Origin of the sequence: Tengunoibacter tsumagoiensis (genome assembly GCF_003967535.1) — a bacterium.
Taxonomy (GTDB): domain Bacteria; phylum Chloroflexota; class Ktedonobacteria; order Ktedonobacterales; family Ktedonobacteraceae; genus Tengunoibacter; species Tengunoibacter tsumagoiensis.
This window is the reverse complement of sequence record NZ_BIFR01000001.1, coordinates 1,476,992-1,490,437: the sequence shown is the minus strand read 5'-3', so window position 1 is coordinate 1,490,437 and position 13,446 is coordinate 1,476,992. Positions and strand designations below refer to the sequence as shown.

Below are 13,446 nucleotides of genomic sequence, written 5' to 3'. Positions count from 1 at the left end.
ATGGTCTTACTGGATAGGACTATTTTCAGCCTGGATCTGCTGGGCATAAAGCAAGCCTGCGGCCTGAGTGCCTTGCTCTAACGATGAAACAGTCGCTGTAACCGAAAGAGGAAAATAACGTATAGTATGGGGATACAATGGTAATTTATACGCAAAATTTATAAAAAAAAGGAGCCGGTAATGAACAAGACATTACCCCCTCACGATGAGAAGACGATCATCAGCACATCCAGGCTCACGAAAGCTTTCGGGAATCTGGTTGCCGTCAATGACCTCAATCTAGAGGTGCAACGTGGGGACGTCTTCGGTTTTCTGGGCCCCAATGGTTCTGGTAAAACGACTACTATTCGTATGTTATTAGGATTGATTCGACCTTCAGCTGGTCGAGCTCTCCTCTTTGGCATGGATACAGCGTATCAACTCCCTGAGATTCTCCAGCGCATTGGTGCAATTGTCGAGATGCCTATTTTCTATCCTTATCTCTCAGGCCGTGATAATCTACGCGTCATTGCGGCCAATTCTGGTATGGTACTGGGCAAAGCCAATGAGGCCAGAATCTCTGAGATCCTGGATATTGTCGAGCTACGCACCTATGAGAAGCTGGCATATCGCAAATACTCATTAGGTATGAAGCAGCGCCTGGGCATTGCGGCTGCGTTGTTAAATGATCCTGAGCTGGTGATGCTCGATGAACCAACAAATGGTCTCGATCCTGCCGGCGTCATTGAGATCCGCCGACTGATCCAGCGACTGGCTTCGCTTGGTAAAACAGTCTTTCTCTCTAGCCATATCCTTTCTGAAGTACAGCAGGTCTGCAATCGTGTCGCCATCTTACGCAAAGGCAATCTGGTGAAGCTGGGCGCAGTGGAGGATCTCTTGCGCACTGATGAGGAGATTGAAGTGAGAATGAACGATACAATCCAGACTGAGCAGGCGCTTGCTCTGTTACAAGAGTTGCGAGGAGGCGCTATCAACTGGCTTACTGACGTGCGTATCGATCAAAATAAACGTAATCAGTCAATTATCAAGCTAGCAGCCCCTAATGATCGCTCTGCCGAAGTTAATCAGTTGCTGGCCCAGCATCAGTTGTATGCTGCTGAAATCCATCCGCGTGAGGGCAGCCTGGAAGAGGTGTTCTTACAGCTGGTGGCTCCTTCATCGGCTGCTGGCCCTTATATTGGAGGGACAATGGCTGGCTCCAATGAAACATCCACTGCCGCAACAGCTCTGAAAGGGGATCAAAAATGAGTAGCCAATCGCAATTCGAACCGATGATTGCAACTCCCGTTCGCAGCAAGAATGTGATTATGGGGAGCCAGAATTATCTTAATGTGCTCTTTCGCTCGATTGGCGGGGAGCTCTATAAGCTCCGTCGCCGACTGATGCCAAAGATTGTGCTGCTGGTCGCCTCGCTGGTGGTGATTGCTGCCTTCGCCCTGATCTCTACTACTGCCATTTATCAGGCTTCGCGCTCGCCTGAAAGCTTTGGTGGCTTTACCTGTAATAACAGTGAAGAATGTTCACAGGCTGCGGTCAGTCACGATCAGGGGGTACAACTTAAGCATCAGGCCGTTGAGGCTGCGGCTTCGCCTCTCCATCTCCCTGGCTCGCTCAATCAAGCAGTTGGAATTGTTAATTTCATTGGGGTGATTGTTCTCGTCATACTCACGGCTACTATTGTAGGAGGCGAGTATAGCGTGGGGACTATTCGCATTATGCTCTCTCGCGGCCCCACACGAACTCAGTTCTTCCTGGCAAAGTTGGGAACGGTCCTTATTGCGATCTTTGGGACGCTATTGTTTCTGGTCGTTGTTGGCATCATTACCGGGGCTCTCTTCAATCTCATCCCTGGTGGTACGATAGATTTTAGCTTCTTAACCGGTACATGGCTCCTCCATGCCTTTCTCTTGCTACTGATCGCAACTCTTGGCATCTTTACCTATTGTTCAATCGCTTTCTGTCTTTCTACGCTTGGGAAGGCAACTGCTGCCGGGCTGGCAGGGGGCTTGATCTGGTGGTTCCTGGAGAGTATCATTGCTCCTATCTTAACCTTTATTGGATCATCTATTGGAGGCGGCTTCGGCGATTTTCTGAAGGCTGTACCAGATTACTTCATTGGGCCCAATATTTCAGCTCTGCTGATCAATCAAAATGTGTATCTAGAGAATGATGTGAAAGCTTCTCCTATCTCAGATCTCCATGCTTTGCTGGTCATTCTGGCCTATCTCATCGTTCTTCTGGGTGGCAGCTGGTGGGTCCAGCAGAATCGTGATGTCACCAATTAATGAATTAACGCTAACCCTGGATTGCACAGACTATGCTTGAGACACAGACAATTAAAGACTATGCCTACTCACTTGGCTTTGATCTGGTTCGCGTGACTACAGCCTTGCCTTTCCGTGAGGCCAATCAGGCGATTAAAGATCGTGTGTCTCGTGGATACTTTGCGGGCCTCCCCTGGTTCAGTGCGGAACGGGCGGATGTCTCTTGTGATCCTACTGCTCTTTTGCCTGAGGCACAGTCGATCATCGCGCTCGGTATGTGCTATCTGACTGAACAGCCAGATGAGGGTGGTCCATTGCAAGGCCGTATCTCGCGCTATGCCTGGGGCGAAGACTATCATGATCTCATTAAGCCTAAACTTCAGCAGTTCACGACCTGGATCAATGAAGCTGTCCAGGAGCGTCCAGGAGAGTTACCTGGAGAACGGCTCGAGACGCGGCTCTTTGTCGATACCGGGCGTATGGTCGATCGAGCGGTGGCTCAACGCGCTGGCCTCGGCTGGTATGGCAAAAATACAAATATTCTGACCAAAGGCTGGGGATCATGGGTCTTTTTGGCTGAGATTGTGACCAATCTTCCCCTTATTCCTGATGAACCTCTCAAGTCCAATTGCGGCAATTGTGAGATCTGCCTTCACGCCTGCCCTACTGGAGCCCTCCCTCATCCCTATGAGCTGGACAGTACGCGCTGCATCTCTTTTCTCACGATTGAACTTAAAGGAAGTATTCCTATTGAGCTTCGTCCGCTCATGGGGAATCTAATCTTCGGCTGCGATATCTGTCAGGAGGTCTGTCCTGTCAATCAGGTAGCTGAACGACGGCTGGGGCTGCGCGATGAGCAAGGTGCTCCGCTCATTGGTCTTACGACGATTAAACGTCGCTCAACAGATAAGCCAGCCTTTCAGGGTCGCACAGAGTTTCAGACCCGCCCTCCTATCGGGACAACACCTGAGCTGATCCCTCTTCTTGCTTTAACCGAAGAGGAGTTTCGGCTTCGTTTCCGCCATAGCCCCATTAAGCGTACCAAGCGCCGTGGCTTCTTGCGCAATGTCTGCGTTGCTCTGGGCAATAGTGGCGACCGCAGCGCTGTTCCAGCTCTTCGTCTGGCATTACAAGACGAGGAGCCACTTATCCGTGGTCATGCAGCCTGGGCGCTTGGCCGTTTAGGGGGGGACGAGGCGTTGCAAGCGCTTCAGGCGGCCATGGCACAGGAAGCTGATCAAGAGGTACGGCAAGAGGTACGCTACGCGCTCAGTCTGCTCAATGCGCTCTAATGTTCAAGGAAGCAGGATCTTTCATTCTAAGACAGAGATAGTATCAGGCTGCCTTGAGAGATCAAGTCCTCGATGAAGCTTCCATACCTGGATGGTGACACTGTTTTTCTCCCAAAAAACTGCTCCAAAACGTTTATCTTTCATAATGGTAAGTTAGAACATAGAGGAATAACTGCTGATGAATGTCTCATCAATCTTTTGTCCCAATTGTGGACAGCAAAATCAGCGTACCGATGCTTTTTGTGCTCATTGTGGCCATGCCCTTCGTACCACTGAAGGTGCGCAGCATACATCTAGAGCAACGGAGCGTGCAAGCGGACCTCAGGCGGGGCAATCGGCATTGCCACCAACACAATATGCCTCGCTCCCACCTTCCTCTCAACCACCGACACAATACGCTGCACCGATCACAGAGCCCCCACCCCCACCACCATATTCAACGACGACGAATCAAGCACCGCTCTATCCTCTCTATCCTCCCGTTGAAAGCTATCCCTCAAATCCTGCCCCTTTGCCCATGATCACAACACCCCGAATGGTCGATCGGCGCTACCCTCAATGGCCTGTTACGACGAGTATTGTTATCACTATTATTAGTGCTCTTATATTGGTGATCTTCGCTAACTGGATCGATCAACAGCAGAGTTACTCTTCAACATGCATCAACTATACCAGTTCTCAGAGCTGTGCTACGTCGTTCAGAACGGTTGATATAGTGCATCTACCAGTCTCTCTGGTCCTGGTTGTGACTTTTATCGTTTTATTTCTGGGATTGTTCCTGGTGATCATGGCTGGACTCATTGTGAATCGCACGTATGGCGGCTTTATTATTCGACTGGTTACTCATGCTGATCCAGAGAAAGCACCTGGTTTCTTTGCTCGCGCTCTGGCAATTCTCTACTATAATAGCTTTTTTGTGGTCGTGTTAACGCTGGTCGGGCTCGGGATTGGGGAGTTGGTGGCTTTAATTCCAGGTGTCCATACCAATTTTCATTTTCTAACCAGTTCCTGGCTTCTGCATGCGGGTATCCTGGTGCTTCTCGGTATTTTAGGAACGTTTACTTATACCTCGATGACCCTCTTCTTCTCTACCTGGACGCGTTCAGGAGTGTTTGGGATCTTCCTGACCTATCTCTGGTTCTGCGTTGAGTTGACTATCAATATTATTACGCTGTTTACCCCCCATGGGCCGCTGGAAGTGCTCCAGAAATGGCTGATCAGCAATAATATCTTTTCTCTCCTGGTTAATCAGAATCACTACCTTACCAGTACTACTACCAATACCACAACTCAGTTCTTCTCAGATCAACAGGCTCTTTCTGTGCTGGTAGTCTATCTGGCGATCTGGCTGATAGGAAGTTTGCTACTACATATCACAAAGAAAGCTCCTCGCTAGATCTTTTTACATCTTGTGGCCGTCGTTATCGTGGTTCCACAACAAAACAAAGGACCATCAACTTCATCGTTGACGGTCCTTTGTTATAGAATCTGTATCATTTCCTCAATTTTGCCGAGCGCGCCGTATGCAACCACGCGTTCAAGCCGATTTCCGCTCGCTCACCCATTCAAGACCTGAATGACAAGCCGTACGATCATTAGGGCGACTTCGCTCCACCTGTTACCAGGCGTCCACGTGTCGTCTATCGACCAGGTCTTCTTCCTGGGATCTTGATCACACAAAGTGATGGGAAGACTCATCTTGGGTGCGGCTTCGCGCTTAGATGCCTTCAGCGCTTATCCCTTCTGAACATAGCTATCCAGCTGTGGCCCGGGCAGGCCAACTGGCACACCAGCGGTTCAGCCATCTCGGTCCTCTCGTACTGGAGATGACGCCCCTCAATCTTCCTACGCCCACGACGGATAGAGACCGAACTGTCTCGCGACGTTCTGAACCCAGCTCGCGTGCCGCTTTCATGGGCGAACAGCCCAACCCTTGGGACCTACTCCAGCCCCAGGATGCGACGAGCCGACATCGAGGTGCCAAACCTTGCCGTCGATGTGAACTCTTGGGCAAGATAAGCCTGTTATCCCCGGGGTAGCTTTTATCCGTTGAGCCACACTCCTTCCACTCGGGAATGTGGGATCACTAAGTCCGACTTTCGTCCCTGCTCGGCGCGTCTGCCTTGCAGTCAAGCTCTCTTCTGCCTTTACACTCTATAAGGGTGATGTCCATCCACCCGGAGAGAACCTTTGAGCGCCTCCGTTACTCTTTGGGAGGCGACCGCCCCAGTCAAACTACCCACCTGGTCCTGTCTGCCAACCGGTTCACGGTCTGGCGTGAGACACAAAACACAACGAGAGTGGTATTTCACTGCTGCCTCCTCCACCCCCACAAGGATGGATTCTCCGGCTCCCACCTATGCTACGCACGCTGTCCCTCGTATCCAGGCCAAGCTGTAGTAAAGCTCCACGGGGTCTTTTTGTCCTGTCGTGGGTAACCCGTATCTTCACGGGTACTTCAATTTCGCCGAGTCCTCTGTCGAGACAGTGCTCAACTCGTTACTCCTTTCGTGCGGGTCGGAACTTACCCGACAAGGAATTTCGCTACCTTAGGACCGTTATAGTTACGGCCGCCGTTCACCGGGGCTTCACCTCGTGGCTACGAACACCACTTAGCTTAACCTTCCGGCACTGGGCAGGAGTCAGCCCCTATACTTCCGCTTTCGCGTTCGCAGAGACCTGTGTTTTTGGTAAACAGTCGGTTGAGCCAATTTCTTGCAGCCCCCTCGCGCATCGAAACACGCTACTGGGGCACCCCTTCTACCGAAGGTACGGGGTCAATTTGCCGAGTTCCTTAACAGAGGGTCGCTCGATCACCTTGGGGGAGTTCCCCCTGCCTACCAGTGTCGGTTTGCGGTACGGGTAGCGTCAGCTCTCACGAGAGGCTTTTCTTGGCAGCCTGGGGTCCGATGACTTCCGCACGATTGCTCGCGCTCGGTGCCGCTGTCATGCACAGGAGACCGGGATTTGCCTCGGTCTCGCACTTCAAACGACACGCCGATCCTGTCCATTCGATCGGTTCACCTTCCCTACTGCGTCCCCCCATTGTTGATCACGATCTGACGCTAGTGCAGGAATCTCTGACCTGCTTTCCATCGCCTACGACTATGACGTCCTCGGCTTAGGGCCCGACTCACCCTGGGACGATTGACGGTGCCCAGGAACCCTCAGGCATTCGGTGTCTCTGGTTTTCACAGAGATTACGCTACTCATTCCGGCATTCTCACTTCTCGTCGCTCCACCAGTCCTTCCGGTCTGGCTTCTCTGCTTGAGAACGCTCCCCTACCATTGCACCTCAAGGATGCAATTCACGGCTTCGGTACACTGCTTAAGCCTCGCTACGTTGTCGGTGCCACTACACTCGACCAGTGAGCTATTACGCACTCTTTCAATGATGGCTGCTTCTAAGCCAACATCCTGGCTGTTATTGCGTACTGACTCCCTTTGACACTGAGCAGTGATTTGGAGACCTTAGCCGGTGATCTGGGCTGTTTCCCTTTTGACAATGAAGCTTAGCCCCCACTGTCTCACTTGCATGCTCCACTCTGCTGGCATTCGCAGTTTGAGAAGGGTTGGTAACCCGCACAGGGCCCCGAGCCTTTCCAGCGCTCTACCTCCAACAGACAACACATGCAGCTGTACCTCAATACATTTCGGGGAGAACCAGCTATCTCCACGTTCGATTGGAATTTCTCCCCTATCCACAAGTCATCCCCCAGTTTTGCAACACTGGTGGGTTCGAGCCTCGACGGACTGTCACATCCGCTTCACTCTGCTCATGGATAGCTCACGTGGTTTCGGGTCGCATCGCCGCAACGCGCGCCTGCTTCAGACTCGGTTGCCCTCTGGCTCCCCAGCTTTACCGCTGGTTAACCTGCTACGACGATGCACTCGCCGGATCATTCTACAAAAGGCACGCCATCAGCCCTTGGTTCCTCCTGGAACAGTGGCCTCTGACTGCTGGTGAGTACGTGGTTTCAGGGTCTCTTTCATCCCCCTCTCGGGGTGCTTTTCACCTTTCCCTCACGGTACTTGTTCGCTATCGGTCACGAAAGATGTTGAGCCTTGGAGGGTGGTCCCCCCAGCTTCCCACAAGGTTTCACGTGCCTCGTGGTACTCAGGATCCTCGCCCACGCCGGTTGATCGTCTTCTACAGGACTCTCACCTGCTCTGGTTGCGCTTTCCAACGCATTCGAATGATCGGCCATTGTTTGTTGCGAGTCCTACAACCCCGCCCGTTCCGAAGAACGGATGGTTTGGGCTCCTCCCGGTTCGCTCGCCACTACTACGGGAATCTCGGTTGATTTCTTTTCGTCGAGCTACTGAGATGTTTCAGTTCGCCCGCTGCCCTCTCCCCTGTCTATGTGTTCAACAGGGAGTATCCAGACATCACTCTGGATGGGTTGCCCCATTCGGAATCTCGAGGTTCATGGCTTGTATGCAGCTCCCCTCGAACGTTTCGCCGGTCTCCGCGTCCTTCATCGGTCTTTCGTGCCAAGGCATCCACCTCGTACTCTGTGTAGCTTGTTCGTTTCTTTGGTCTTGATGGTGTCTTGCTTGTCTCTGCTTCAACTCGTGCTTGCAATCTTCATCGCTCAGCAAAATTGAAGAAATGATACATATTCTATTGTGAATGTGCGTTGCGTTTTTCAACTCCGCGTCGCTCTCAGCGGCGCTCAGATAATATGCCACACTTTGCAAAAGCTGTCAACACTTTTTAAGGGCAATTTTCTTCATCTGGACAAAACTCATCTTTATTTCCTCACTATTTGCCACCAGGTTGGCATGGTCTCTCCTGGCAGATAGTGAGAGCAGGAGCAGACCCGTTACGAGGACAAGGCGGCTCACGGCAGTTTGATCACATTATTGGAAGCAATCAGCCGCTTCCTCACCTCTTCCGGCAACAATAAGCAGAGGCGGACCCTACTAGAGATCAACTCATCGACATAGATCAGATATAATACATTTCAATGGGAATACGTACTTTTCAAAGGAGAACTAAGCTATGTCTCACGATCGTTCATCATTGGTGGCACCTCGTCTCTCTGTCTCAACCTGGAGCCTGCATCGAACACTGGGAGATCCTGAAATCTATGGACCAGACAGCGCACAGCCATGGCAACCCAGGACGGCACTTAAGGGCTCATTATCCTTATTAGAGCTGCCTGCGCGCCTGGCAAACTTCGGCATTCATACGCTAGAGATCTGTCATTTTCATCTTCCGACGCTCGACGCGGGTTATCTGGCAGAGCTTCGCGCGACTCTGGAGCAAGAGAAGATTGAGCTCTTCTCGCTTCTGGTCGATGAGGGAGATCTCACCCATCCCACTCAGGCTACCCATCACCAACGCTGGATTGCAGGCTGGATTGAGATTGCCGGCCAGCTTGGTGCAAAGCGCACTCGTGTTATTGCAGGCAAAGCGCAACCAGGCGAGGAGACATTGAAACGAAGTGCACAGGCACTAGCAGAATTGGCAAGCCAGGCGGAGACAGTTGGCATACGCCTGATGACAGAAAACTGGTTCTCCTTACTTTCACAGCCTGAGACCGTCCACGCGCTATTTGAACAATTAGAGGGACGCGTCGGACTCTGTCTGGACTTTGGCAACTGGTCTGGACCAGATAAATATGAGCGCTTAAACCAGATCGCCCACTACGCAGAATCCTGTCATACAAAGGGACATTTCTCTAAAGAGACAGGGCTGGACACAGTAGATTATGAACGCTGCCTCAACATAACTCACACTACCCATTTCTCTGGTCCCTACACTCTCATCTATGATGGGCCCGATTCGAATGAATGGGCAGGCCTGGCAAGAGAACGTCAAGTCGTTCAAGCTTATCTGCACCCCTGAGCAGACGTTCATGAAGGGGTTTCACCACCCTGCATGAAACCTTTATTTGCAGGAGAGAAAAAGCAAACCCTGCTACTATTATTGCTTATAAAGGGCATATTTGCATTTTTCAATTTTATAACCCGGGGGAAGTTATAAACGCATTTGTTGCTAGTGCGAAGTGGAAACAATAACTTGACGTTTAATGACGGGTATGATAAACTTGACTGAGTGTAGTATGCAGGCTGCTTATCCACATATCATTGTGGTGCATCGTAGCCTGAACGAGTAGTCCCACAACAAGTATATTGAAGAAAAGAAGATATCTCCGAATTATTTAGGGAGGGAGCAATGCCGGCCACGTTTAGTTATGCGAGCATCTTGCGCGCAGTCGGTCAAGTGTTGGATCAGATTGGTGCTAGAAGTATCGCGATCCATGAAGAAGAGGATGGGCTCTTCGTAGAAGGGTTTAATAGTGACGGCCAGTTGCAAGTACAGCTACGCTATGATATTGCTAGTCTGTATGACTTGGTAAATAAGTCAGAAAATCAGGTGGATGAAGCAACCCCAATAGAAACAACCGGCGTGCTCCACCGCTTTCTGAGCAATCATGACCGGGAGTTAGCTGGGACTCTCCTTTAAAACGTTTAAAAGGGCAAAACCTTGAGGGCGTTTTGAAGGTATTAAAGCGTTTTTAAACGACTTAAGACGTTTTTCTTCTCATTATTGTGCCAGGGGTTGGGGGCTCCACCTCCGATTCTACTCCCTGGCCTTTCTTTTTCTATAGGTTGCTGTTGGGAGGGGATCAATACTTACTAAAGGTGATATGATATCTATCAGTTGGGATGATGCGAACTATTTATCCTGTTCTTTATCTGCACAATGACATAACCACTGCGTACCGTAGCTTCGCATACTCTCTATCACCCCCACAAGGTCTCTCCCTTTTTCACTGAGTTCATACTCAACACGAGGAGGTACTTCGGCAAAAGTAGTTCGGATGATAATGCCCTCTTCTTCCAGGGTACGCAATCGTTCCGATAACGTTTTGGGGCTTATTCCTTGTAACGATCGCTCTAATTGATTAAATCTTTTGATCCCGGTTGTTAGATCACGAATAATAAGAATCGTCCATTTACCACTGAGGATCTGGGCCGTACGGGCCACAGGACAGATGATCTCATTTATCGGGTTCGTTGGTAGTAGCTCCATAATTTTTTGCTCTTTGTCTCTGAGTTCTTTCTCAACTACAGAATATACCATAGTAGCTACACAAAGTAAAGCGCAGACCTCTCGACTTTACCAATAAAGTATGATATGCTCATAGCTATGAGGATATACTGCTAGGTAATCCGAGCACCTGAACAATTCAAATCTTGGCCTGCGCGGTTTCTCCCCATGAGAGGAGAAGGTTGTGCCCGAAGATATTGCTTTATTCATTGATTTTGAGAACATACGGTACAGTATGCTGAATATACAACGGCGGGAGCCTGACCCACAGGAACTTATTGCTGTTGCCCGCCGCTATGGCACCGTGATGGTGGCACGTGCTTATGCCGATTGGTCTCGTCAACCTGAACCGTTTAAAGGCAGCTTAACTGCCGCTATGATCGACCGCGTTGATTGTCCCGCGAAGCAGCGAGACCGTATCCGTATGGGCACGATCCACCATGCTTCCGGGAATCCACCAACTGGTTCTCTTGGCTCACAGAATTATGTCGCTGAACAAGGAACTGGCTCTTTCCCCAGGCAGTGGCCTTCCAGTGTCACCGGGAACTCAGGTTCTCTTCCCGCTATCCAGTCTCAAGGCTCCAGCTGGGGGGTCGACCCTGATCTTACTCTTCATAATGACCTGGATGATCATCTCCTTGATGATGACCAACCTACGGAGGAGTCGTTCTCAGTCTCCGAGTTTCAGCAACGTGAACCCTATCGTCAACCGTTCCACTATCAAAATTCCTATGGCCAGTCTAGTCCATCCGGTTCTCTTGGTCAAAGTAACACTGGTCCTTTAGGATATCCCTCTTCACCATCTCAGCAGCATACTGGGTCTACAGGTCATATGCCTGCGGTCACACCTGGCAGTAATACAATCGTTCAAAGTACGGTTGTACAAAGCACGGTTGACCTGAATATGTTGATGGATATTATTGAAACTGTTTTTGATCGCCCTACCATCTCAACCTTCGTTCTGATGACTGGCGATAAAGATTTTACTCGTATTAGTGCTCGCTTAAAGTTACGTTTGAACAAAACTGTTATTGTTGTAGGTATTCCAGGAACCGTTAGCCGAGATTTAATTAGCAGTGCCAGCCAGTTTGTTCCTCTTGTTCCCGGTGGGGTGAGTGGTAATACCGGTGCGTTACCAGCCATCTCTGGGCTCGTTCAAATGTCTCCTAGTAGTGCGCTGAATACAAATACCGGTTCGATGCCCGCTATCAATTTTGCCAATACTGCGGCTCAATTTCAGTCTCCCTATGGGGCGGCTCAGATGGATGTGCTCGATCCTCAGTTCTTACAATTTTTAGATTATATCGACCGCAATTGGTCCTGGCGCACTATTATTGGTGTCTCCAATTTTATTGGTGATCCGGTCAATCCAAAAAATCGCTTCCGCGGTCGGTTGACCCGCGAGTCCGCTCGCGAATTGTTGAATACGTGCATCCAGCAGAATATTCTTCTGGTTCAGACCGATTCAACGGGCGCTGAAGACTTGCGCTTGAATCGTTCTCATCCCGGTGTGGACGAAGTGCTCAAGCAGTTTGTACGCTAAGCTCAATGGCGCCGCCATTGTATTGCTCTATGGTCTCGCTGGCTCTTTTCTCATTAGCCAGTCGACAACTTCCATTTGCTCTACGGGGCCTGGTGAAAGTTTACATTCTCTCGCAGGAATGAGGTTTTCACCAGGCCTCCGTTTTTTGGCCTCCACGTCTGGAAAGGATCTTTCTCATGAATGAAACTCGTCTCGATTTTCTTCGTCATCTCATCGCCACTCCCAGTCCCTCGGGGTTTGAACAACCTGCGCAACAACTGATCCGTGAAGATCTGGCTCCTATTTGTGATGATGTTCGCACTGATGTTCATGGCAATGTGATTGCTGCTCTCAATCCCTCTGGCACGCCTCGCGTGATGCTAACCGCTCACTGCGATGAACTGGGCTTTATTATTCGCCATATTAATGAAGAGGGCTTTCTATATTTCTCTCCCATCGGTGGCTTCGATCCCTCAACTCTGGCCGGTAGCCGTGTGCTTGTCCATGCCCCTTCCGGTCCTCTCCTGGGCGTCATCGGCAGGCCCGCTGTCCATACAATCAGCAAGGATGATCGTGGCAAGGCCCCCGATCTCGCTGAATTGTGGATCGATATCGGGGTTGCTGATAAAGCTGAAGCCCAGAAGCTGGTCCCTCTGGGGACGGTCGCAACACGTGCTGCCGAGCTGGAGCGGCTACGCAATGATCTGGTGGTCTCACGGGCTCTCGATAATAAATCAGGGATCTTTACGTTGATTGAGACAATGCATGCTCTCCACGCTCGACGCAATGAGCTTAAAGCTGGCGTCTTTTTTGCCTCCGCTGTTCAAGAAGAGGTCGGTCTCCGTGGAGCTCGTACGGCTGCCTTTAGTATCGATCCGCTGATCGCTGTGGCTGTGGATGTGACCTTTACTGCCGATCATCCTGGGACGTCTAAGCGCGATCTCGGCGATATTAAGCTGAATGGTGGCCCTGTGCTGACTATTGGCGGTCATGTGAATCCTCGCGTCTATCAGTTGCTGGTCCAGACTGCTGAAGCCGCTGGTCTCGCCTGGCAGATCGATGTTCAGGCCTCTCATACGGGGACCGATGCAGATATGATTCAGGTGACACGCGCTGGCGTCGCAACGGCTGTGGTGAGCATTCCCTGTCGCTATATGCACACTGGCTCAGAAACGGTCTCACTTAAAGATATGGCTGAGATCTCGGATCTGCTGACACGCTTTGTGCTGGCACTCGATGCTCATACGAATGTGATTCCTTAAAAAGTTCTTTACCTGCCGCAACTGTCATCAATGGTGGCTGTTT

The 13,446-nt window shown here is 50.6% G+C and carries 9 protein-coding genes and 1 rRNA gene; 8 read left to right on the top strand and 2 right to left on the bottom strand.

Annotated elements, in window-relative coordinates; genetic code table 11:
- Positions 1-180: 180 nt before the first annotated feature.
- From EL628_RS05880 to EL628_RS05865, 4 genes are all read left to right on the top strand, one after another.
- Positions 181-1,248: an ABC transporter ATP-binding protein gene (locus EL628_RS05880; RefSeq protein WP_126579043.1), complete on the top strand. Its 1,068-nt coding sequence runs from the start codon at positions 181-183 to the stop codon at positions 1,246-1,248.
- Positions 1,245-2,285: an ABC transporter permease gene (locus EL628_RS05875; protein WP_126579042.1), complete on the top strand. Its 1,041-nt coding sequence runs from the start codon at positions 1,245-1,247 to the stop codon at positions 2,283-2,285. Before EL628_RS05880 ends, EL628_RS05875 begins: the two co-directional genes overlap by 4 nt.
- Positions 2,286-2,317: 32 nt before the next feature.
- Positions 2,318-3,556 carry a tRNA epoxyqueuosine(34) reductase QueG gene (gene queG, locus EL628_RS05870; protein WP_126579041.1) on the top strand — a complete coding sequence of 413 codons (1,239 nt, stop codon included), beginning with the start codon at positions 2,318-2,320 and terminating at the stop codon, positions 3,554-3,556.
- 178 nt (positions 3,557-3,734) lie between these two features.
- A complete protein-coding gene (locus EL628_RS05865; RefSeq protein WP_126579040.1) occupies positions 3,735-4,952 on the top strand; it encodes a zinc ribbon domain-containing protein in 1,218 nt (405 codons plus the stop codon).
- 179 nt (positions 4,953-5,131) lie between these two features.
- Here EL628_RS05865 and EL628_RS05860 read toward each other — a convergent pair.
- A 23S ribosomal RNA gene (locus EL628_RS05860) occupies positions 5,132-8,086 on the bottom strand.
- Positions 8,087-8,561: 475 nt separating this feature from the next.
- Between EL628_RS05860 and EL628_RS05855 the strand changes: the two genes are divergently transcribed.
- Positions 8,562-9,410, top strand: a complete 849-nt coding sequence (locus EL628_RS05855; protein WP_126579039.1) for a sugar phosphate isomerase/epimerase family protein — start codon at positions 8,562-8,564, stop codon at positions 9,408-9,410.
- 330 nt (positions 9,411-9,740) lie between these two features.
- Positions 9,741-10,031: a hypothetical protein gene (locus EL628_RS05850; RefSeq protein ID WP_126579038.1), complete on the top strand. Its 291-nt coding sequence runs from the start codon at positions 9,741-9,743 to the stop codon at positions 10,029-10,031.
- 213 nt (positions 10,032-10,244) lie between these two features.
- On the opposite strand, the gene EL628_RS05845 is transcribed toward EL628_RS05850, so the two are convergent.
- Positions 10,245-10,601, bottom strand: a complete 357-nt coding sequence (locus EL628_RS05845) for a winged helix-turn-helix transcriptional regulator (protein ID WP_126579037.1) — start codon at positions 10,599-10,601, stop codon at positions 10,245-10,247.
- A gap of 202 nt (positions 10,602-10,803) precedes the next feature.
- Here EL628_RS05845 and EL628_RS05840 point away from each other — a divergent pair, with 202 nt between their 5' ends.
- Together EL628_RS05840 and EL628_RS05835 are read left to right on the top strand one after the other, a co-directional pair.
- The gene (locus EL628_RS05840; RefSeq protein ID WP_126579036.1) at positions 10,804-12,162 is read left to right on the top strand and encodes an NYN domain-containing protein; all 1,359 of its coding nucleotides are present in this window, start codon (positions 10,804-10,806) and stop codon (positions 12,160-12,162) included.
- Between the two features lie 176 nt (positions 12,163-12,338).
- The gene (locus EL628_RS05835; RefSeq protein ID WP_126579035.1) at positions 12,339-13,403 is read left to right on the top strand and encodes a M42 family metallopeptidase; all 1,065 of its coding nucleotides are present in this window, start codon (positions 12,339-12,341) and stop codon (positions 13,401-13,403) included.
- Positions 13,404-13,446: the final 43 nt, after the last annotated feature.

Coding starts and splice junctions, on each gene's coding strand:
- EL628_RS05880 (WP_126579043.1), top strand. CDS start 181: ATGAACAAGACATTACCCCCTCACGATGAGAAGACGATCATCAGCACA.
- EL628_RS05875 (WP_126579042.1), top strand. CDS start 1,245: ATGAGTAGCCAATCGCAATTCGAACCGATGATTGCAACTCCCGTTCGC.
- queG (WP_126579041.1), top strand. CDS start 2,318: ATGCTTGAGACACAGACAATTAAAGACTATGCCTACTCACTTGGCTTT.
- EL628_RS05865 (WP_126579040.1), top strand. CDS start 3,735: ATGAATGTCTCATCAATCTTTTGTCCCAATTGTGGACAGCAAAATCAG.
- EL628_RS05855 (WP_126579039.1), top strand. CDS start 8,562: ATGTCTCACGATCGTTCATCATTGGTGGCACCTCGTCTCTCTGTCTCA.
- EL628_RS05850 (WP_126579038.1), top strand. CDS start 9,741: ATGCCGGCCACGTTTAGTTATGCGAGCATCTTGCGCGCAGTCGGTCAA.
- EL628_RS05845 (WP_126579037.1), bottom strand. CDS start 10,601: ATGGAGCTACTACCAACGAACCCGATAAATGAGATCATCTGTCCTGTG.
- EL628_RS05835 (WP_126579035.1), top strand. CDS start 12,339: ATGAATGAAACTCGTCTCGATTTTCTTCGTCATCTCATCGCCACTCCC.